A 23,071-nucleotide genomic window follows, 5' to 3' on the forward strand; every position below is an offset into this window, starting at 1 on the left:
TATGCTATACAATAAATGTTATTCAATCCTGATTTCATCAAAATAAACTCTCGCCTCTTGTCCCGGACGTACATGATCGGCAGGACATGCTCCCGCCCCTTCTGCCGTTACACGGACATATCTTGCTTCCGTTCCTTTCATATCTACGGAGAAATCTTCGATAAAAGCTCCTTCACGGAAGATCTCTTCAGCAGTAAAATGCAGGCCGGCTATCTCACGATAGGTTTCATTATCATCCGAAACTGCTATGCGGATTGATTTCGGTTTATGCACTGCCATGCCGTAGTTGGTGATACAACCTATGGTGAAAGTACTCAATTTTTCCTTTTGCAGCAAATCTATCGTGAAAGAAATATGATCGCTCTTCTCCCAACAACACCATTCAAAGTCTGTATACTTCAAGCTGCCACGTACCCCGTTCGTCATGAGTTTCTCATTCGGTTTATTTCCGAGGATAGGCTTGCCGGTCGCTTTGTTCCAGGCAATAGGCAACACAAGCGTCTGCCCCATCTGCTCACCTTGTGCAAAGGTAGCACTCTTAATGGTTTGAGCCGCCGTTACTGTTAATGAATCGGTATATAAGGATGAACTTGCCGTTGGCTCGCTGCCATCTACTGTATAACGGATTTCCACATCGGGACGAATACACTCCAGCTTCACTTGCAACACTCCGTTTTCGGGAGTCACTTTATGCTGAATATTATACATGGAACGAGCATAAACAATTCCTTTCTCTGCAAGATGCTCATTATATCTGTCCATTCCTTTCAGGAATAAAGCCCAGTCTTTCTTATCCGGTTGTGTCCAGGCGACTTCTGCCACTGCTGCCAGACGGGGGAATAAAAGATAGTCCACATCTTCCGGCTTGTTACAGAATTCTGTCCACATCGAACCTTGCACTCCCATCAATAAGGAAGCATATTCCGGTTTCCAGTCTTTCTGCACCGGTTCGTAGTCATACACATCTTTCAGTGTGTTATTTCCAAAGTATGTCACCGGCTCGAACCACTGTGGTCCCTGATAGCGAATCAAATACATGATGCGTGCCGGAGTCATGATAAAGCGATGCCCTTCTTCCGCTGCTTTCAATGCAGCTTGTCCAAATCCCTGCCAACCAAGAATGATAGAGTTGTCGGGCAGAAAACTGCTATTGGTCAGTTCATCCCAGCCGATTACTTCCCTGCCTTTACTACGCACATAGTCGCTGATCCGCTTCATGAAGTATCCCTGTAGATCTTCTTCATTAGCCAGCTGCTCCTTTTTCATCCGTGCCTGACACAACGGACACAGTTTCCAATGTGTCTTTTGAGCCTCGTCACCACCAATATGAATATAATGTGAAGGGAATAATTCCATGATTTCATCCATCACATTTTGCAAAAAGGTGAAGACACTATCGTTTCCCGCACAATAAATAATTTCGGAATTTCGTCCTCCTAAACCGGGCAGTACGCCGATATATTCTTTCACTACCGGACAAGCCAGTTTGGGATAAGCCGCCAATGCAGCATTGCTATGAGCAGGCATATCTATTTCGGGCACAATCTCAACCTGACGTTCAGCAGCATAAGCCACCATTTCCCGAATATCCTCTTGTGTATAAAAACCTCCTAACGGGGTAGATTCTCCCTTTTTCGGATTGCGACGGGCAGGAAAAGGTAATTCCTGACGATCCACCCGCCATGCACCGACTTCCGTCAATCGGGGATATTTCTTTATTTCCACCCGCCAGCCGTTGTCGTCTGTCAAATGGAAATGAAGTGTATTCAGTTTAAGCATTGACATACAATCAATGATACGCAATACATTTTCTTTAGGAATAAAGAAACGGGATGCATCCAACAGCAATGCCCGGTATCCGAAACGTGGTTCATCCTGAATGGTCACGACAGGAATGCTCCATTCCAAATTCTTGTCCGACAAACTTTCTCTTTCAATGGAGGGAGGAAGTAATTGGCGAATTGTTTGCAAGGCATAGAAAAAGCCTTTATTATCCGAAGCTTTAATAATGATCTCTTGGGGAGAAACTTCCAAAGAATAGGCTTCGCTTTTCAAAGAAGGGTCCGTCAGTAAACAGACATTTCCCTCTCCTCCTACATTCAGTTTGGGGGTAAAACCGGCTGTACGAGTAAACAAAGCAATCAAACTCCGGGCAACTTCCGCCTGCCCTTCATTCTCCACTGCAAAAGCGGTCTGATCGGAGAATAAATGGTTGCCACTGCCCGGCATCATCTGTGCCGGGCGTGGAACCATAGAAATACTGTGTGTTAAGTTTGTATTGTCACATCCTGTCACTATTGATGCCAGAAATCCGGTCAACAGTATGAAGATATATTTTATCATGATTTATTTCAGGGTTATTCCTTGTCTCTTTCGGGGGAGAATCGGACAGGGTCATTATATTGTTCTTGTAGTTTCAACATCTCTTCTTTCAATTCTTTCACTACCGGTTCGTATTCAGGTTGCTCGTAGAGGTTATGCATCTCTGTCGGATCTGCCTGCATGTCATAGAGTTCCCACCAGTTGATATCATTATAGAAATGAATCAATTTATAGCGTTCCGTACGTATTCCATAATGACGTTTCACCATGTGCTCGGCCGGATATTCATAGAAGTGGTAATAAAGTGCCTTGCGCCAGTTCTCCGGATGTTCTCCTTTCAACAGAGGAACAAGTGAGACTCCCTGGATATCCGATGGCACCTCTGCTCCTGCCAATTCGAGGAAAGTGGGTGCATAGTCGATATTCTGTACCATTTCGGTGATATCTCCTCTACGGTCGAGGCCTTTCGGCAAGCGCATGACAAGTGGCGTGCGCATGGATTCTTCATACATAAAGCGTTTGTCGAACCAGCCATGTTCGCCCATATAGAAGCCCTGGTCGGAAGTGTAGACAACGAGTGTATTATCCAGTAATCCTTTTTCTTTCAGATAATCGAGTACACGGCCTACATTGTCATCCAGAGACTTCACTGTCTTCATGTAGTCGCGCATATAACGCTGGAACTTCCAGTTAGCCAGTTCTTTTCCTTTCAGATTTTGCTTATAGAAGTCGTCGATAATCGGAGTATAGAATTTGTCCCATGCAGCATGTTGTCCTTCGTCCATTCGGCCCAAGAATCTTTCATACAGTGATTTTAACCGTGAGTTTTTGTCGGGACGCAGCATTTTGAGGTCATAGATCATATCCATATCTTTCACGATACTCATTTCTTGTGCGGCAGCAGCCGGACGACCTTCATACTCATCAAAGAAATTATCCGGTAATGGGAAAGTCTTGTCCTCATACAAAGCCAGATTGCAGGTATCCGCCATCCAGTTACGATGAATAGCCTTGTGATGAATCAAAAGGCAGAAAGGCTTTTGCGGATCACGCTTGTTTTCCATCCAGTCGATGGCATCATCCGTAATAAGATTGGTGATATAGCCGTGTTTCTGAATGGTATCATTGTTCTGCGTGATAAAGTTCGGATTATAGTAGTCTCCTTGTCCGGGGACGATTTGCCAGTAATCAAATCCTGATGGCAAACTCTCAAGGTGCCATTTACCAACTAATGCGGTCTGATAACCGACTTTTCTCAAGAGTTTAGGGAAAGTCTGTTGAGAACTGTCGAAAACGCAAGTGGTATTATCGTAGAATTTGTTTGCACAGCTATGTTTGCCCGTTATCATGCAGGCGCGGCTGGGGCCGCTTAGAGAATTGGCTACAAAACTTTGAGTAAAACGTACTCCGTCAGCAGCAATACGGTCGAGATTCGGAGTTTCCATATAGCGAGTGTCATAACAGCTCATCATTTGAGCCGTATGGTCGTCTGTCATGATATAGACAATGTTCAGAGGTTGCTGTTCCGCAGTTTTTTGCTTGCCTGCACAAGAAGCAAGGGAAGCTACAGCAGCTACTCCCGCTAAAGGAAAGAATAAGTTGGATTGCAGTTTTTCCATAAAAACAACTTTATATTAGATTATAGCGACAAAGGTAGGGGATAGCCATCTATTCAGACTTCCACAAATCACCAATTAATGTCCAATATTCTACAAATCTTTTTGTTTCATCAAAAAATATAGGAAATCACTATTTACTTGCTATACTTATAAGTGGCAAAAAGGGGGATTTCCCCCCTTTTAATTGAAAGGTATTCATGTCATTAAAAAATCTGATGACAAAATAGACCTTTTACTCTCCTGCTTCGGGAAGCGGTTTGATCTTATCCGCTAGTGCACTCCAACCCGCTTTATATGCTTCTACTTTATCTGTTGCTACAAAGATAGATTCCAAAGCATCACAACCTTCGAAAGCCGTAGCATTATATCCTAAGGTAGTTGCTGATAAAATAGTCAAGCTTTTTAAAGCAACACAGTTCTTGAATGCCAAATTGAAAATATTAATAGTCCCTTTCGGAAGAATAATTGTTTCAATGGATGTGTTTTTGTCCTTTTCTGGCAAAGCAGGAAGATTTATATAAAATGCGTTAGCTGGAATAGCAGCACTATATACCAATTCCGATAAATCAATATTTACCACACCACTTGCTGTCTTCAGAGGTGTAGCGATGTGATCTCTAAAACTTGGAGCTCCTCCGGAACACGTTCCTGTCACCTTAATACTCGATACCCCCTCCGGTATTGTGATAATCGCACCTGTATATTCTATAGTAGTCCACTGGATACCCGGATCTGTAGCTGCCTTAAACGTCACTGTTTTAATTACTGTTTGAGTTTCTCCATCTGAAAGCAAAAAAGCGACTGTAGCTTCTCCGGTTGCCGGATAAACAACTTTCAATTTTGTGTTATTTCCCGAACCTGTCACTTGGATTGTCCAGTTTGAAGGATTGGTATCCAACATTCTCATAATACAGCCTTCCGGAAGCACTATTGGATAAATTTCTTCTCCTGCAGTCTCTTTACTATATTCCGCTGCTAAATAACCATTCCAGTTGATATATTTAGGAAGTTCTACCGTTGCACCTCCGTTCAATGTAATTGTAACAATATTACCCGATTGAGTAACTCCTGTCACAGGATGGGCAACCGGATATGACGGTATCGTCACTGAATTATCTCCAATGGTCAATTTGGTAGAACCGTCCTGATTTGTTTCCATTTTGATAACATCTCCACTATTTACGTAAATAGTTTTACCATCTACCTGCAAGGGCTCACCGCCCAATGTCCAATACCATTTACCATCATCGCCTTTATCCACGCCAATACTTTCTTCATTTGTTCCACTCACCTCACCATCTTTGTTGTAAAACAACGTAATAGGAGATGCATGAAGGAATGAGATTTTATAGCCTTCCGTTCCATCTTCTTTTGTCACCTTCTCTACATCGGTAATATAATCTGTAGCAGTAAGAATTCCCTGCAAAGAATTCAGTTGCTCAACCACTGTCTTCTGCCATTTCTCCAAAGCGGAAATTCTCTCTTCCTGTCCGTTGACTGCATCCCACAAATCTCCATCATCATAGCTACAACTACCTAATAAAGTTGCCGCAAATACTACACATAAAATTGATTTCAGTTTCATATTATTATCTTATTAAAAAGGTTTATTTATTCAGTTTATTAATAAAGGATCAGATCTTTCCGATATGGCATATCATGATCGGTATAGGTATCGTCGATATAGAAACGAACCCAGTCTATCTCCATACGGGGAATCAGCGCATCCGGATTATTTTTCAACATATTCCTTGCTGTCAGATAACTCATTTCCATTGATGGATAATTCGGAGCCTGTTTACCTAGGAACATCATCGTCAGAATGTAATAAAGTCCCTCGGTATTTACTTTATCTGTAAACGGCCATCTGGCACCATTAGCCAACGCTTGTGCTTCAGTTATGGTTATTGTAGTCTTACCATTGACTCCCATACGCACGGTCTGATTATCCACCCATTCCATCCAATAAATCTGGAACTGATCTATTGTTCCCGCAATGTCGGTTACGGCAACAGTCGGATTATAATGCCGACTTCCCCCTGTTCCAGGAGCTGTGTTTCCGATATGAAAAGTTTGCTCCGCTGATCTTCTATAGCTTAAATTTCCATGTTTGGTGTTATTTTCCATCACATCTATTTCTCCAAAATCCGGCCAAACGTTCCACTGCGAGTCGCCTCCTACCTGCTCATTACCCTGGAGCCAGATACCCGGTAACATTCCGCTATTTTCTGCACCACGAATACGTGCGCGTGTCTCGATACGCATTCCCGGATAAATACGGATGTTAGAGGATGCCCAAGTAGGACTATTTACATTTCCTCGCATAAACTTACAGGAATAAAAAGCAGAAGTTCCAAAATCTTTAGTACCATTATTTCCTGGAGTACGCTCTTTCAGTGAAATCATTCTCAAATAACCTTCGTCTGTAACCCATGCATATTTAGCATTATCCACAGAACCTGCAGTTTCTACCGCCGCTGTATTCTGGTCAGCAAAACCTAAAGGATATTCATTACTCACATATGTTTTATCATTGCTTTCTTTCGTCGTTAAACACGAAGATATTTTATGAAATTCGTATGCACGGAAGAATTTCCACTTTCCTTCCGGAAGCACTTTTCCACTATTCGGATGAGGATCGCCCTCATTCATTACCTGATAATTAGTCTGTCCCCAAGCTTTTATAGCCGCTTCATTTTTCGGTGAAACAAACAACTGATCTGCATCTTCATATAGCCAGCGCTCATCTCTTACCTCACTGCCCATATTTTTATGAATATCAATCTTCTTTATAATCAACTTCGTAGCCTGCAAAGGATAACGGCTAAGAACAGGAACTGTAGCAAGATCAAGAGTCAGCTCTTCATCCTCGGTAGTATTCACATCTTTTATTATAGTAATCGGCGCACTTTCTACCGAGTTAGCTCCGGCAGGAATAGTCAACTCTAAAGGAAGATTTTCATAACGTTCTCCTTCTCCGGCTTTAGGAGTAATAGTAATGGTAAGTTCGTCTCTCAATGTAGTATTGACGGAAGCTACCAATACAAAAGTCTGTCCCTCCTTCACCGTATTATCGGCATTATTTTTCAATGAAACTTTAGAATAGTGGTAGTCACTGACAGTCACAATTTGCAAAGCACCTGCCATTCTATATCCGCGTGCAAATGCAGATATTTCGACGGAACGTTCTCTATTCAGTCCTTCTTTCTTTACAGGAACCCGAACGGTTTTAGTCGTCTCTCCCTGCTTCATGGTAACCACCGATGGAAAATCATCAAATACCAACTGATCGACTGCTCCCTTATCAGTAGTGGCACTCAATCTGATATTCAGATCCTCATTCATCGTTTTTTTTCCTTCTTCCGTACCTGTCACGTCAAAAGTGATTTCCAGCATCTCTCCCATTACCAAATCTGTACTGTTCAGTGTCATCTTTAAAGGTACAGGTTCTGCCAACGGGCTTACATTATCATCGTCAGAACATCCTGACATACTCACTGCCACCAATATAAGCAGCATCCACAAATATGTCCATTCTAAAATCTTTTTCATACAGTATATCTTTAATTATAAAGTCTATGATTATTATTTCCACCCCGGATTCTGTTTCATTTGCTTATTCAGTTCCAGTTCACTTGGAGGAATAGGTAACAGATAGTCTCTCTTAGGATTGAATTGATAACCACCCGGTATCAACTCCTGCAAAGGATCCATCCATCCGTTGCCATCTACCAATACTTTGGCTAATGCTTCATGTTTATCTTCCGCAAATGATTTGTATAAAACACCATCATGTCCCAAATATGCTCCTTTGCCACGTTTGCCAACAATTACCTTATCAGCAGCCCAACGCATCAGATCATCCAAACGATATCCCTGCAATGCCAGTTCCACACGACGCTCACGACGAATCTCTTGCATAACGGGAGTCAACGTATAACCATAATCTGTAAAGTTAGGATCTCTGACAGGTGTCACATAAGTGACTCCGGCACGTGCACGCAGAGGTTTCAATGTTTTACTTAACACTTCATCATCACATTTGCCCAGTTCCTCGGCAGCTTCGGCATAGCTCAATAATGCATCAGCATAACGCATGAGTACCAGTCCGGTTTCACAGTCCCCTGAAACGTATGTCGTATCTACTCCGAGACGAATGTGATACCCTGTTACATTTTTGGCATTACCATCACCTGCCAGAAAAGGAGGATTGATTGTTTTATCACCGGTAGAAACATCTGCCACTTTCATCGGACGAGAACCTTTCGCAGTAGATTTAAACTTATAGCCAGTGCTCATGATAGTTTCTGTGAGACGCAAATCCCGGCTTTTAAAGGTTTCGTTAAAATCCTTAAACTTGCTATTGTTCGGATCAACGGGCGTTCCATCAGCATTCAAATAAGTATTTACCAAATCTCCGGCTATACCGGCAGGTCCATCCTGATCGACAACTCCTCCACCCACTAATCCGGTCAAAGCATGAAATACACCATCAGTAACCGAATATTTTCTCCAGAACAATACTTCTGAAATGTTGGAATAATCATTTTGATTAAACAGACGTCCGTAAGCATCTCCCGGATTGACTACACCGCCATCTGTTTCTTTCGTATTTAATTTTATACCTTGCTCGAAAAGCATATCTCCCCATCTCAACACTTCTCCAAAGAAATAAGCCGATTGGTCAGTGGCAGCCGCAAATTCATCATTCTTGTGGTATTTCTCCCACGAACCTTCGTATAGCGCAACCTGCATGGCAAGCAACATAGCCGCTTCCTTACAAATACGCAAACCACTGTATTTGCTTCTATTGAACAATAGTTTCTCTGCTTTGTCCAGATCTTCCAAAATAAATTTAGCAACTTCACCACGATCTTTCTGTGGGATCTGCAAACCGGCTATTGTGGCATGTTCATCCCAGAAAGCATCCATAATAGGGATATTACCGAACTTCTTCAACTGAACAAAGTGCCAGTAAGCCCGTAAGAAGTAAGCTTCGCCTTTCAATGATTTCACTTCTTCTGTTTCCATGTCTTCCGGTACCAAGTAATAGTGAAAGAAATAGTTCACATTACGCAGATTTTTATAACCGTTTTCCCAGTCTTCACTGCTGGAAAACAAGGTTTCCTCACCATTCAGGCGCTTATTGTAAATTTCGGAAAGAATATTATCACTGTTCTTTTCTTCTCCACGCACTCCCATTCCGAATTTTGCCAATGAAGGAAGCGCTGTATAAAGACCATTGATATATCCACGCACTTGGGCTTCACCGGACAAGAACGATTCGTTGTTCGGCACGGTAAGCGGCTCACGATCCAGAAAGTCGGCACAAGAAGATACACATGTACCAAGACCTGCCATCAATACTATATATAAATAAAATCGTTTCATACTTCTCTGTTATTTATTAAAAAGTAAAATCAAGACCAAACACAAAGTTTCTGTTCATCGGATATACTTTACCGTTACCGTTTTCATTGGCAGCGGAGGTAAGTCCCGGTGCTGTGGCATTGCTACCACCCGCCCAAGTATTTACCTGATTCAATGTTTCAGGATCAAAAGCCTTAGGCAACTTAGTAATAGTGAACAGATTGTCACACGTAAAATATACCCTCAAATTTTCCAGTCTCATCGTTTTCAGGAGTTTCTTGTCGAATGTATAAGACACGGTCAGGTTCTTCATACGCATATAGGCGGCATTGACCATATAGCGTGTTGTATTGTAACCAATATTTGTATTATAATCTACTGTTTTGGGATCTGTCAGACGAGGAAGATATCCACGGGGATTTGACGGGCTAAAATAGTCGAGATGCTCTTTAAAGAAGTTCTTTCCACCAAAAAGATAAGTACTTCCCGCTAATGCAAAATCACGTTTCGCCACTCCCTGGAATAAAGTAGAGACAGAGAATCCTTTATATCCCAAGTTCAAATTGATGCCAAATGAATATTTAGGTGTAGCATTTCCGATTACCTTCAGATCACCATGATCCTCCAATGTTCCTTTTCCCGGATCTACTTTACCGTCACGGTTAGTATCCAGATATTTCAAATCACCTACTTGCCAAAGGTTATCATTCTTAAAGAAAGAAAGGTCTTTGCTATTCAGATATGAATCAATCTCCTGATTGGTCATAAACAAGTCATCTGCTACGAATCCCCAAATTTCACCTATATCCATTCCTTCATAATAACCTTTGTTGCGATCCAAACCGGTATGGTTGTTATAAATAATGCCTTCAGGATTGTTATACTTCGTAATAACAGCCTTGTAATTGAATAAATTGAATCCTATTCCATAACTAAAACCACATTTCAACTTATCCTGCCAGTTGACAGAGAGTTCCCAACCACGGTTACGAAGAGTAGCATTATTTATTTTTGCACGATCATCAGGAATGATACCACTGACAGCCGGAATAGCTTCAGCAGGACCAATCATGTCTTTGGTCGTACGTTGATAAACATCAAACGTTACAGACAAACGATCTTTCAATAACATCAGATCCAAACCGAAGTTGGCAGTATCTACTTTCTCCCATGTGATGTACGGGCTAATCATTTTCGGAGTTAATGAGATTGTTCCTTTACCTATTACATCACCTCCTCCCGGAAGTAACCATGCATTCACATTATTCGGGTCAAGACTCATCACTCCCAGATAATCATATAATCCGGCACCATTCTGATTTCCCAGACGTCCATAAGAGACACGTACTTTAAATTGTGATACCGGCATATTTAAATCGGTAAAGTATTTAGTACGAGCAATGTCATAACCGGCAGAAAAAGACGGGAAGAATCCCCAACGATGTCCCGATGCAAAGCGGGAAGAGCCGTCATAACGTCCGCTAAGTTCCAAGAAATAAGTATTCTGATAGTTCCAGTTGATTCGGGTATAAAATCCCATCGTAGCCCAGTGGGTACGAGCCTCTCCAGCATATACGGTTCCATCAGCATTGTCAAATGAATAAGTATCTTCGCTCAACATTCCATCTTTATACATATATTCACTGGAATTTTCTTGCAATTCCATTTGATAACCTGCCATGATTTTAAAGTCATGATCCCCCCATTGATTCATGTAGGTACTGGACAAACTGGGAGACAGATAGTAATTGAAAGCACTACCGCGTGTCAGTGAACCGAAACGTGTATTTTGCCATCTCATACCCGGATATTGATACCCCTGACGATTGCCGGAAGTCTCTATAACTTGCCCGTTAGGCAATGCATGATTGCTTTTTTTCAGTTTGAAACTATTATTTTCCACATCCAGACGAGCTTTCATTTCTCCCATGATGTCCCACCCTTGCAGCGGGGTAATAATAGCCGAGAAAGATAATGCATCCGAAACACGGTTCTGATTATAATTGGACTTTTTCAGATATAATAATTCATTCCAGGTTGGAGTGGAATACTCCGTCTGTTCAATGGGTAATTGAGTCACACGGGTTGGAGCCGTATTGGCTATCGTACCATAAAAAATAGTCTGATTAGCCATCGGGCGATTGATGATGTTTATCGTTGCATTATTATTAAAGTGGAATTTCAACCAATCGGTTGCTGTAACCGAAAACTTAGTATTGATATTATACTTTTTCAGATCATCCTGAACCTGATCCATCAAACCTTCCTGATAAGTATATCCTAAACCAATGTAATAAGTAGATTTTTCTCCACCACCCTGTACACTCAAATTATGAGAATGACGTATCGCACGGTCTTTGAAATAATAATCAAACCAATCTGTATTACCATACTGAACATTATCGGCTGCAGCCCAACCGTCACCCGCTTGATTAGGACCGATGCCGGGAAATTCTGCCGAATAAGGATTAGCCATAAAACCTTTCATTTTTTCGATGGTTGCATTTGAGATCTGCGCCGTACGTCCCATATTCACATCCCGCTGATTGCAATAGTTGGCATACTCTAATGAGTTCATCATTTGCGGCATATTAATAGGAGAACTGAAACCAACTGTTCCGCGATAGGTAACACGTGTCTTTTCCTTCCGTCCGCTTTTAGTGGTCACCAATACTACTCCATAAGCAGCACGGGCACCGTACACTGCTGATGCGGAAGCATCTTTCAAAACACTGATACTTTCGATATCGGCAGGATTGACATTCTGCATACTTTGTTCCACACCGTCTACCAATACATAAGGTTCGCCACCATTGATAGAACCAACTCCACGAATATTAAATTTAATTTCAGCACCAGTCTCACCACCTACACCGTCCGCTGCAGCATCTGACGCAAAGTTTAAACCAGCGACATTACCTTGCAGCGCACTAGTCACGTCGGTTACCGGACGATTGACAATCGCATCGGACTTAACAGTAGCTACGGCAGCCGTAATTGTATTACGTTTCTGCTTACCCATACCTACCACTACCACTTCATCAAGTACTTTTGAATCTTCTTTGAGCACGAAACGATTACCCTCCAGTTTCGTTACTTTTACTTCAAGAGGAGAAAAACCTACATAAGAAATAGTTAATGTGGCTCCAACTTTACCTTTTACAGAGAAATTTCCATCAATATCGGTTATGGCACCTTCTTGCCCTCCTTTTACCATGACTGTAGCACCAATAACAGTTTCACCCTTATCATCTACTACTTGTCCTTTAATCATTTGTTGCTGTGCAAATACTCCCGACGGAAACAACAGGAGCAGCATCAGAAGAACAACAAAGCAGCTTTGTTTTTTCATAAGCTTCTTTCTTTTCATAATATTACATTTAATAATAAAGACTTTATTTATTAGCTAACAAAAATAAATCTCAAAGATTATTAGTTTGGAAGAGTTCCTAAAAACATTATTTGGCAACTCTTATCGACTACAAAAATAAGAAGGCTATAAAAACAAGATGTTCCAAAATCGCTATTTTATATCCAATTTTATCTAAAATCATCCATTTCATCGATAAATTATAGCGTTGTAGACATCATTGAACACTTTTCAAGTCAAATAAGGAAATCTATAATTATGATAAGACCTAACTTTTCTTTTAAGCTGGATACATGTTCTATTTTTCATATCCAGAAAGATGAAACGATTACAGAAAAAAGTACCCTGGCATAAAAAAGCATTAAGAAATTACATATATATGCATATTAGAAGAGAAATACTACATTTGTTTTCGGATAATATGCATTCTTCCCAAAGAAATTAATAAACTTCCCCAGTGAGCAACAAACCGTTCCTCGGTGAGCAACACCTCCTTACTCACCGAAGAACCTATCCAAAGCCACCGACCAAGGTACAAAAGCTCTCTAAAAAAACTATTTGCAAGCTAGTTCATCTTTAAATAAACAACTGAAACAAAAAGCAAAATATTCTCTATATAGTAAAACTGGAAGCATATAAACATAAAAATGAACCTACAAGAAACACTTTCAAAGGCTATACAGCAAAACAGCACACAATCTCACACTCTATAAATGAAAATGAGGCTCATTTTTCAGCAAGCCATTGACCATTGACCTAAATATTAAAAGCAGGATGAACGGAATATACATTTTTTCAGATCAACACATTTTTAATCCGATCCTTTCAGCAACCATACTCTTTCAGAGTCTGCATCAGCTTTGCCCCATTGATCGGCTTCACTAGATAATCATCGCAACCGGCCTTCAATGCAGCCACCCGGTCGGCATCAAAAGCATGAGCAGTCAAAGCGATAATTGGTATTTCTGTATTGAACTTCCGGATCTCGGAAGTTGCAATGCGTCCATCCATAACAGGCATCTTCATATCCATCAGTACCAGATCCACTGGTTGGGTTCGGACAATCTCAACTGCCTCCAGTCCATTCGGTGCATGTAACAACTGACATTTGTTTTTCAAGATGGAAGATACTAAAAAGAAGTTACTTTGAATATCTTCTACGACTAGTACCCGTTTAGGTGCTTTCTTTGCAACTTCGGAATCAGGAATATTTTCTTTATCTCCATTCGCATCCTTCTCATTATTCCGACGGGAAGAAGTCGGTTCGCTGTTAACCGATTCGAACTGGCATGGCAAAATCGCCCAAAATAAAGACCCTTTATCAAATTCTGACTCAAAGCCTATCTCTCCTCTGCAAGCCTCAACAATGGCTTTACAAATGGACAATCCCAATCCGGTTCCCTGTGCGAATTCATCCAGTTTTTCAAAACGATGAAATACTTTATCTTTTTTATCCTCCGGTATGCCGATACCTGTATCGCGAACGTACAGGCGAATACTTCCGCCTACCTTTTCATACCCCATTTCAATCATTCCTTCGGAGGTATATTTGATGGCATTAGTCACAAAATTAGTGAGAATCTGCGCTAACCAGTTTTTATCCAAGCGAACGGTACAAGTCTCATAAGGATTCATGGGAACCAAACGAACCTGCGGGTTTACTACACGCCGATGCATCGAAGCAGCCAATTCGTTGAAATAAACAGCCAGATCAAAATCTTCGTATTTCAATTCTACCGAGCCGGCTTCTATTTTCGAAAGATCCAGTATGTCATTAATCAATTTTAGAAGTAATTCATTGTTGGCATTAATAATCTGAATAAAGTCTTCTTTTTCTTCTTGATCTTCCGTCACCATCAATAAGTCGGAAAAACCAACGATAGCATTTAACGGTGTACGGATTTCATGGCTCATATTTGCCAGAAAAGCAGATTTCAACTTATCAGATTGTTCAGCCCGGTTCCTTTCCTTTTCAAGTTCACCAATCATGTGCTGGCGCTCGGTAACATCATCTACGCGAATTACAACACCGTCAACATCCCCCTGTTCATTAAAGATAGGAGTAGCAAAAACTTCTATGACATGCTTGTTATCCAGATTAAACAAAATAGACTCTACCTGACCGGATCGCCGGGCACGTTGCATCACACAATTCTCACAAGGAGTGGTGCGATTATGTGCTGTCAGATAACAAGGTTCTCCCTTTTTGTAAGCCTCATAAGATAGGCTTTTACTACAAAGCGAGATCTTCTCCCATTGTACGATATAGTCGTTCGCAATATATGCCAACCCCGAATTAATATTGTTCAATACCAATTCATTCTGACGAATCAAATGGATCATTCTTTGTTCGCTCTCAAGAAGTTCTTTTTTCGAACGCACAGCTTCTTCGTAAAGATTATCATATTTGTTTTGCCACAGAACACGTTCGGTGACATCCTGGGTTATCACCATATAATTCGTTACTTCGGACTTTTCATTGTGTACGAAAGAAACGGTTATCTCGAAGTATTTTGTACCGGATAAATAAGTAGGAAAAAGACGGCGCAAGGCATCAAAATCATATTTCGCAACGAAACGTACAGTTTCTCCTTTTCTTATCTGTTCTTTGATTTCATCAGAGAAACTGGTATAGTTGAACAGATTATGGCCCAGAATATCTTTTTTGTCTTTTATTCCCATCGATCTCAACCGCGAATAATTGACATCTATCATGAGACCATCCTTATCGTATAACTCCAACCCTACAGACAGGTCATTAAAGATATTATGCAATAAGTTATCAGCTATCCCATTTACCAAAGTCTGTTCCATGCAGCAAAATTTGTATAGTATTACAATATTGATTGTTCATCCAAGCAAAGTTACTTAAATATTTTGTTACATAGAAAGAAAGAGGCTTTTTAGCCTCTTTCAGTATCTTTATTTGGTGTTTTGGTATAAAAAGTCTGCTGCTTTCGCTAATGTTTCCGGTTTGCCTATATCAATCAGATGTAACTTTTCTGTCAAATAACCACCATAGTTTACTTGTTGGCAAGTGGCAAGATAGAAATCCATAATAGAGAATTTACCCTCCCAACAGGGAGAAGTCATCCATTGGAAAATGGCAGGTGAAAGGACATGGATACCACTGAATGCGTATTCGTGATAAAGGGAAGGATCATACTGAAAACCTTCCGGTTTCACTTGTTCCGTATCCTTGTTTATCCATCCGCAAAGTCTCTTGTCTGTATCAAAAAGAAGATAGCGGGAGGTTTTACGTTGGCTGGCCAGTAAAGTGGCAACAGTACTGCTTTGTAGATGGTAGTCATATAAATCTTTCAAATTCACGTCTGAAAGAATATCTACATTGTGTATCAGGAAAGGCTCATCGGAGTTTTCAAAGAAAGAACGGGCTTTCTTAACTCCCCCACCCGTGTCGAGCAACAAGTCACGTTCGTCGGAAATATGTATGATAAGTCCAAAATTCTCATTGGCTTTCAAGAAGTCAAGTATCTGTTCGCCAAAATGGTGAATGTTAATCACTATTTCTGTGAAGCCGGTAGCCTTCAGTTTTAAGATCACATGTTCCAACATCGGACGTCCGGCTATGGGAACCAAAGCCTTAGGCATGGTATCGGTGAGTGGTTTTAGCCGGCTACCCAAACCGGCTGCAAATATCATTGCTTTCATTCTTTCGGTTACTTTCTTCTTTATATTTACTCTTCTTAAATCGTTGCCTCAAACGTATGTTCAATATTCTGTTCCCGGTGCACCAGTTCGACTTTCACACCAAATTTCTGATTCAGGTGCTCTGCCAAATGCTGGGCCGAATAAACAGAACGATGCTGTCCGCCGGTGCAACCGAAGCAGACGGACAAATTGCTGAATCCTCGTTCCATATAACGTTTCACGGAAGCATCTACCAAAGCATAGACATGATCGAGGAAACGGAGTATTTCACCATCTTCTTCAAGGAAAGTAATCACAGGTTCATCCAGTCCGGTGAAAGGTTTGTAACGCTCATACTTACCGGGATTATTCACAGCACGGCAGTCGAATACATAACCTCCTCCATTGCCGGTAGAATCATCGGGAATCCCTTTCTTATAAGCAAAGCTCATTACTTTGACAGTTAGCTGCCGCTTTTTCAGGTCGTCCGTAAATTGTTTCAGTCCGGTAAGCTCCCGCAAAACGTTACAGAGATACGGATATTCCGGATATTCTTCTTTCAACAATTCACGCAGGTTCTCGATAGCATAGGGAACACTTTGGATAAAATGCGGTTTCTTCTCGAAGTAACCACGGAAACCATAGGCTCCCAGCACTTGCAGCGTACGGAAAAGGACAAAGTGACGAAGTTGGCTATAAAAATAGGATTCGTCAATCGGTTGGTATTTGCGAAGAGCTTCCATATACTCTTGCAGCAGTTCTTTACGGAGACTATCGGGATATTTCGCTTTCGCCTGCCACAGGAAAGAGGCTATGTCATAATAGAACGGACCTTTGCGTCCGCCCTGAAAGTCGATAAACCATGGTTCGCCATCTTTTATCATCACATTACGACTCTGAAAATCACGATACATAAAAGTAGCGGAAGAACTACGAAGCAAGACATCACTCATTTTCTGGAAATCATCTTCCAGTTTGTCTTCCTGAAACTCCATACCGGTAGCTTTCAGGAAGCAATATTTGAAGTAATTCAAATCCCACAGAATGGAGCGTTGGTTGAACTCCGGTTGAGGATAACAGCGGGAAAAATCAAATCCATCGGCTCCGGCAAACTGAATAGCAGGAAGCAGACGAATCGTTTTGCGAAGCAACTCTTTTTCCTCTTCTGAAAAGACACTGGTAACACGTCCTTTCTCTATGGCATGGAATAACAGAGTATCGCCCAAATCCTCCTGCAAATAATAGGTTTTATCTTCCGAGGCGATGCGAACTTCGGGAATAGGCAGTCCACATTTGCGGAAGTGTCCTGCCATATAAAGGAATGCTTCATTCTCGTCGATAGAAGCCCCGTAGACTCCAATCAATGTTTCTATACCCGTCAGCCGAAAATAACGGCGGTTGGAACCGGAAGACGGTAATTCTGTTATGTTTTCAGCGGGAACGCCCGTATATGACTGATAAAGTTTCTGTAGTTCTTCGGTAATCATAGTCGTATATTTTCGAGCAAAGATAGAGAATCTAGTTAAATAATACTATCTTCCCGCTGATAAAAACCGACTACTTTACCAAATCTGCTGTGTACAGGCTTTTACTTCCGAATACATGATACATCGCTCATTCAACCGTTAAACCCATCCTTCTCAACCATGCTTCTACCCCACTAGCACGACCGGGCATATAGATTCCGTCATCATCGGGACGTCCGGGAGTCGTAATATCATCCGGATCAAGATCCTCCGGAAGAGTTTCCGGGATATGTTTCGAATTGGGAGTCAGCTTATAAATCTTCTGCATTGATTCGTTCAAATAAGTGGTTGCACCGTAAGTAATAAAGGGGATAATCGTTTTACCGCTCAAATCATAATTTTCAAGAAAGGTACAGACAACCATAGCAGGTTGATGCCACCAGCAAGGCGAACCGACGAAAATCGTATCATACTGTGCAATCGTTTCGGCAGAAGGCAAATTAGCTACTGCCGGACGTAAATCGTTGTAAGCTTCATTCTGAATACGGTCGCTATCGTCATAAGGATTCGATGCATAGGGAACAGATGTCCTGATGCGGTATACATCAGCTCCGGTCAATTCTACAATACGTTCTGCAACCGCTTGTGTATTACCTGTTGCAGAGAAATAAGTAACCAAAATTTTACTGTTACCGGATAATCGATCGGGAGTGTCCGGTTGTTCAGTATCATCACTCCCGGAACAAGCAGCCGCTATTGTCAGGGAAAAGAATAAAAAGGGGATTAAAAGTAACTTTCTCATACGTTGATTCTTTAATTATCGTTATTCAATTATTGTCTGTTAGCTCTTTTTATATCCACAAGCGAGATATGTTCATTCCGGTAGCGGGCATTCGGATTTCGTTCACCATTTGCCAACAAAGGATCCTCGTCATTTTTCTTGAACTGGATGGCTTTCTGCGGACAATTCTGAATACAGGCAAAACAGAAATCACAATCCCCCTGCATTTTAATACCATTGGAGGTAAACTCATAATTGCCACGTGGACACACATCTGTACAAGCTCCACAATCAATGCAGTTCTTTGTAATGACAAAATAGTTCTCGCTCCTTTTGAGAAACCCAACTTCCGGATCGAGCCCCGAACGTGCCATGAACCCAGCGTGCATCTGTCGTTCTTCTTCACTTACCGGCTCATGCCAATGCCGCCTTTGTGATAAATCTTCGGTAATCTGCCGCAAGTTCTCCGGAATATGTTTGTCTATTTTTATCTGTTCATTCATATCGAAGTTCGGCAACCAGTTATCTACCATAACGAGTGTGTTGATGTAGTCGAATGTGTTACCAGCCTTACTCGATATATCGTTCCATATCTCTACCGAATCGCATTTCCTCGCTCCATAAGTAAGCACTGCAAACTTATATGCCGCTTTCAACTTTGCTTTCTTAACAAAGTTCCGCACCATATTAGGCGGCATATGACCGTATATCGGATAGACAAGGCCTATTTCATCCGCCTCAAACTCATACCTGTTTTGCTTTACCATTTGCGGAATACTCAACAATTGTTCTTCCGACTCTACTAATTGACGGGCAACATGCAAACAAAATGATGCGTTTCTTCTGTGGCTTTTCAGCACAGGAAGTTAAAGCCGGCAGTCCTATTGATGAGGCGGCTGCCCCGGCAACAATCATCCCCATTCGTGTCAAAGCTTCTCTACGGCTGATTCTTTTATCTGTTCCCATATCGTTTAATTATTTTATTATCAGTTTCCAACTACTCCTGCATTCTTAAAACGGAAATACTCATTTTGCTTATTCTACAGCCCGCTCTAATTCATTATACTCTTTATCCGTTACCGGTTCGAACCACTTGGCCGGACCTTTCGCTAGCTGCGTACCGATGGCAATATGCGTAAACTCGCTGTCGGGAGCCGCACCGTGCCAATGTACTATATCGGGAGCGATTCTCACAACATCACCGGGATGAAGCACTTGTATGCTCTTCCCTTTTTCCTGATAATATCCCTTACCTGAAGTACAAAGCAAAATCTGACCGCCCGGATGCGAATGCCAGCTATTGCGTACACCCGGCGCGAAAGTCACATTACTGACAGTGCAGTCCATTGAATCAGCCGCCGTGACAAATCTATCAAGCCATGCTTCACCCGTAAAGTTCGGATTATCCACTATCAAAGAGCCTTTGGAGAACACATCTTTCTGAACAGTGGTTCCCATCTCTTTTTCATTTTGATTACAGCAGGCACTCATCAACGCCGCAACAGCAATTATAAATATTTGTTTCATATCGAGTTGTTATTTTAGGTATTGTTTGAAGTAATTATCCAACTTGGGAAGCGTTATTTTCAAATACTCCGGACGGTCGTAAAGATCGACATGGGTAGCACTCGGCACAACGAACAGTTCTTTAGGTTCTGCGGCTTTTGCATAAGCATCTTCCGAGAAATAGGCAGAGACGGCATTCTCTCCCACAATGAAAAGTAACGGGCGCGGTGAGATCGTTTCAATCTGTACGAAGGGGAAGAAGTTCATCATCGGTGCAAGGCTTGTATAAGAATAATAGGCCGTAGAGTTAGGATGCTGTCCACGCGCAGGATTATCATAATAATCGAGGAAGTCGAGTGCGTATTTCGGGGTTGAAGCATCCACCTTTTCCGGCAGGGCACGGATATCTTTACGGTCTGCTCCACCAAACTCTGCCGTACGTTGACGGCCTACTGCGTCGAGTGTCGCCATCCGCTGTTCGTAAGTCATCGAATCACCTACCCCCTGGCGACGGGCACGTCCCATATCGTACATACTGATTGTTGCCACAGCTTTGATACGATGGTCTATTTGCGCAGCACTCACCGAATAGCATCCACCACCGCAAATACCAATCACTCCGATTTTATCCGCATCAACCGCCGGATGATTCGACAAAAAATCGACCGCTGCGCTGAAATCCTCCACCCGTACTTCGGGAGATTCGATACGTCGCGGATAACCACCGCTTTCACCATAATAGGAAGCATCGAATGCCAGTGTAACATACCCCTGTTCTGCCAAATGACGTGCATAGAGCCCGGAAGTCTGTTCCTTCACACCACCGAAAGGATGGCCGACAACCAGTGTCGGGTATCTCTTTGCCGGATCATAATTGGCAGGGAGATAAAGATCACCGACCACATCAATCAGAAAACGGTTGTGAAATGTAACTTTCTGCTTCTTCACTCCATTCTCTACAACTACAACCGGTGTGCCGGGATTGGTTATTAATCCTTTACTTTGCAATACTTCATTCAATACCATGCGCCCGGCATCAGCTTCGCCACGACCAATCTGTTTCTCTACGATAATAAACAGACGGCGTAACTCGTCGGGCGTTACGCCCACGTTCAAAGCAATACCAATATGGCTTTTCATCATCGGCTCTACGCCGCCAATAGCGGCTAGTACCGCCACAGTAGCCATTTCACGCTCGCCATAAGTCAGTACATCACGTTCAAAAATATCGGCAAAAAGATGTTCTTTGAGAAACACTTCAATCTCGGGAGCCAATACAGCATAATCCGCTTTCGGAGCATCAACCGGCGCACCCGAAATCTCGGCAAGGATATCCCGTCCGCGCTCATATTTACTGCGGGTATCGGTAATCGGTGAGGCTTTACGTCCTCTTTTATCTTCAATACCATTTGCCTTACGCTCATTGAGTACGGCGACAAAAGTCTGTAATCCGCGAAGAGCTCGTGGAAAACCACAATAAGCATAAGAGTGAACCATTACTTCTTTCAATTCATTGACGGTCATTCCGTCCTCCAATCCTGCAACGAGGACCGGTTTTAGTTTAGTAAGGTCTCCTTTACCCACAAGGGCGGCAACCTCTACAATATATTGCTGCTTTTTATTCATAACTTGTTCTGCTTTCGGGGTTTGTGCCATGACTAAAGAGGCAAGACAAACCATCCATATTCCTAAAATGTACTTTTTCATTATCTCCCTTTTTCCTAGCGGACTAAACAGCACAAAGCCGACATCCGGTCCGATAGCGGACATTTGCATTTTCCTGTTTCCTAACTTTCTGTACTTCATATTCTCGTTATTTAGATGATTCAAATTACCTACTTTCGATGATGCAAAATTATGCGATAAACAGAAGCATGTCCATAGACGGATTACGGTTTCAAATACCAATTTTACTGATTGGATATCGCTTGCTTTCAGCAGAATAACACAAATTACCTATTCACTAACCGATATTACTGATTCTTTCAGGGAAAGGTTGCTTGTATATAAAAATCTGCTATCTTTGCCATAGAAATAAAGAATAGAGAGTATGGGAACAATCATAAAGTTAGATTCGGTGCAAGATTACAACGAACTGTTGGGAGTAGAGACTGTTCATCCATTGGTAAGCGTAGTCGATTTTTCTGAATTGGAGAGTGTCCGCCACTGTCTCAAGAATTTTGGTTTTTACTGCATTTTCCTCAAACATATCGATTGCGGCCCGCTGCTTTACGGACGTAACCAATACGATTATCAAGAAGGAACATTAGTCTTTATTGCACCGGGGCAGGTTGCCGGTGTTGATGACGGCAAAGTATCGTATCGGTATAAAGGATGGTGTCTGATGTTCCATCCCGATTTGCTGCGCGGTACCTCTCTCGGACGTCGCATGGCAGATTACTCGTTCTTTTCTTACTCGTCGAACGAAGCATTGCATATGTCCGAACGCGAACAGCAAATTATCATTAACTGTTTCCACGAAATCAAGGAAGAGCTGCAACACGCCATTGACAAGCACTCTAAACAAATCATTACGGCCAATATCGAAGTGTTGCTCAACCACTGCGTCCGTTTTTACGACCGCCAGTTCGTGACACGTGAAACGGCGAACAAAGACTCGCTAACTCGTTTCGAGGAACTATTACGTGGTTATTTTGCTTCGGATAAACCCCAGCAACTCGGCTTACCTTCGGTGGCATGGTGCGCTGACCAACTACATTTATCCGCTAATTATTTCGGTGATCTTATTAAGAAAGAAACAGGTAAATCGGCACAAGAGTATATCCAGCTGACCACCATCGACCGTGCTAAAGAATTGCTGATTGAAGGTAATAAATCGGTTAGCGAAATCGCCTACGAATTAGGCTTTAAATACCCACATCATTTAAGCCGGTTATTCAAAAAAGTGGTTGGAGTGGCTCCGAATGAATATAGGATAACAAATTAACCGGTCTTTCTATCATCATCCAGTTTTGAAGAACAATGG

At 42.0% G+C, this 23,071-nt stretch carries 14 protein-coding genes and 1 pseudogene; 2 read left to right on the forward strand and 13 right to left on the reverse strand.

The window, feature by feature from the left end:
- Positions 1-18: 18 nt before the first annotated feature.
- From CJF29_RS17030 to CJF29_RS17080, 11 genes and pseudogenes are all read right to left on the reverse strand, one after another.
- On the reverse strand, positions 19-2,343 hold the full coding sequence (locus CJF29_RS17030) for a family 20 glycosylhydrolase (RefSeq protein ID WP_074638640.1): 2,325 nt from the start codon (positions 2,341-2,343) through the stop codon (positions 19-21).
- A gap of 14 nt (positions 2,344-2,357) precedes the next feature.
- Positions 2,358-3,941: a sulfatase gene (locus tag CJF29_RS17035; RefSeq protein ID WP_074559926.1), complete on the reverse strand. Its 1,584-nt coding sequence runs from the start codon at positions 3,939-3,941 to the stop codon at positions 2,358-2,360.
- A 232-nt stretch (positions 3,942-4,173) separates the two neighbouring features.
- Positions 4,174-5,526 carry a PL29 family lyase N-terminal domain-containing protein gene (locus CJF29_RS17040; RefSeq protein WP_074559928.1) on the reverse strand — a complete coding sequence of 451 codons (1,353 nt, stop codon included), beginning with the start codon at positions 5,524-5,526 and terminating at the stop codon, positions 4,174-4,176.
- 38 nt (positions 5,527-5,564) lie between these two features.
- Positions 5,565-7,493 (reverse strand): DUF5006 domain-containing protein, encoded by a 1,929-nt coding sequence (locus CJF29_RS17045; RefSeq protein WP_074638641.1) that lies wholly within the window; start codon positions 7,491-7,493, stop codon positions 5,565-5,567.
- 33 nt (positions 7,494-7,526) lie between these two features.
- Positions 7,527-9,332, reverse strand: coding sequence for a RagB/SusD family nutrient uptake outer membrane protein (locus CJF29_RS17050; RefSeq protein WP_074638642.1), 1,806 nt, complete (start codon positions 9,330-9,332; stop codon positions 7,527-7,529).
- 16 nt (positions 9,333-9,348) lie between these two features.
- Positions 9,349-12,681 carry a SusC/RagA family TonB-linked outer membrane protein gene (locus CJF29_RS17055; RefSeq protein WP_074638643.1) on the reverse strand — a complete coding sequence of 1,111 codons (3,333 nt, stop codon included), beginning with the start codon at positions 12,679-12,681 and terminating at the stop codon, positions 9,349-9,351.
- An 825-nt stretch (positions 12,682-13,506) separates the two neighbouring features.
- Positions 13,507-15,495 (reverse strand): response regulator, encoded by a 1,989-nt coding sequence (locus CJF29_RS17060; protein WP_099147346.1) that lies wholly within the window; start codon positions 15,493-15,495, stop codon positions 13,507-13,509.
- Positions 15,496-15,603: 108 nt separating this feature from the next.
- Positions 15,604-16,353, reverse strand: coding sequence for a nucleotidyltransferase family protein (locus CJF29_RS17065; protein WP_074638782.1), 750 nt, complete (start codon positions 16,351-16,353; stop codon positions 15,604-15,606).
- Positions 16,354-16,388: 35 nt separating this feature from the next.
- The gene (locus CJF29_RS17070) at positions 16,389-17,819 is read right to left on the reverse strand and encodes a phosphotransferase (protein WP_074638781.1); all 1,431 of its coding nucleotides are present in this window, start codon (positions 17,817-17,819) and stop codon (positions 16,389-16,391) included.
- A 127-nt stretch (positions 17,820-17,946) separates the two neighbouring features.
- On the reverse strand, positions 17,947-18,600 hold the full coding sequence (locus tag CJF29_RS17075; RefSeq protein WP_074638780.1) for a flavodoxin: 654 nt from the start codon (positions 18,598-18,600) through the stop codon (positions 17,947-17,949).
- A 29-nt stretch (positions 18,601-18,629) separates the two neighbouring features.
- Positions 18,630-19,500: pseudogene (locus tag CJF29_RS17080) on the reverse strand (EFR1 family ferrodoxin).
- Here CJF29_RS17080 and CJF29_RS17085 point away from each other — a divergent pair.
- A complete protein-coding gene (locus tag CJF29_RS17085; RefSeq protein WP_255299425.1) occupies positions 19,409-19,594 on the forward strand; it encodes a hypothetical protein in 186 nt (61 codons plus the stop codon). The pseudogene CJF29_RS17080 and the gene CJF29_RS17085 overlap by 92 nt on opposite strands.
- Before the next feature lie 20 nt (positions 19,595-19,614).
- On the opposite strand, the gene CJF29_RS17090 is transcribed toward CJF29_RS17085, so the two are convergent.
- Both CJF29_RS17090 and CJF29_RS17095 read right to left on the reverse strand, forming a co-directional pair.
- The gene (locus CJF29_RS17090; protein WP_074638779.1) at positions 19,615-20,106 is read right to left on the reverse strand and encodes a cupin domain-containing protein; all 492 of its coding nucleotides are present in this window, start codon (positions 20,104-20,106) and stop codon (positions 19,615-19,617) included.
- 9 nt (positions 20,107-20,115) lie between these two features.
- Positions 20,116-21,792, reverse strand: a complete 1,677-nt coding sequence (locus CJF29_RS17095) for an alpha/beta fold hydrolase (protein WP_074638786.1) — start codon at positions 21,790-21,792, stop codon at positions 20,116-20,118.
- 343 nt (positions 21,793-22,135) lie between these two features.
- Here CJF29_RS17095 and CJF29_RS17100 point away from each other — a divergent pair, with 343 nt between their 5' ends.
- Positions 22,136-23,032, forward strand: coding sequence for a helix-turn-helix domain-containing protein (locus CJF29_RS17100; RefSeq protein ID WP_074638778.1), 897 nt, complete (start codon positions 22,136-22,138; stop codon positions 23,030-23,032).
- Positions 23,033-23,071: the final 39 nt, after the last annotated feature.

This window comes from Bacteroides celer, from assembly GCF_002632415.2.
Taxonomy (GTDB): domain Bacteria; phylum Bacteroidota; class Bacteroidia; order Bacteroidales; family Bacteroidaceae; genus Bacteroides.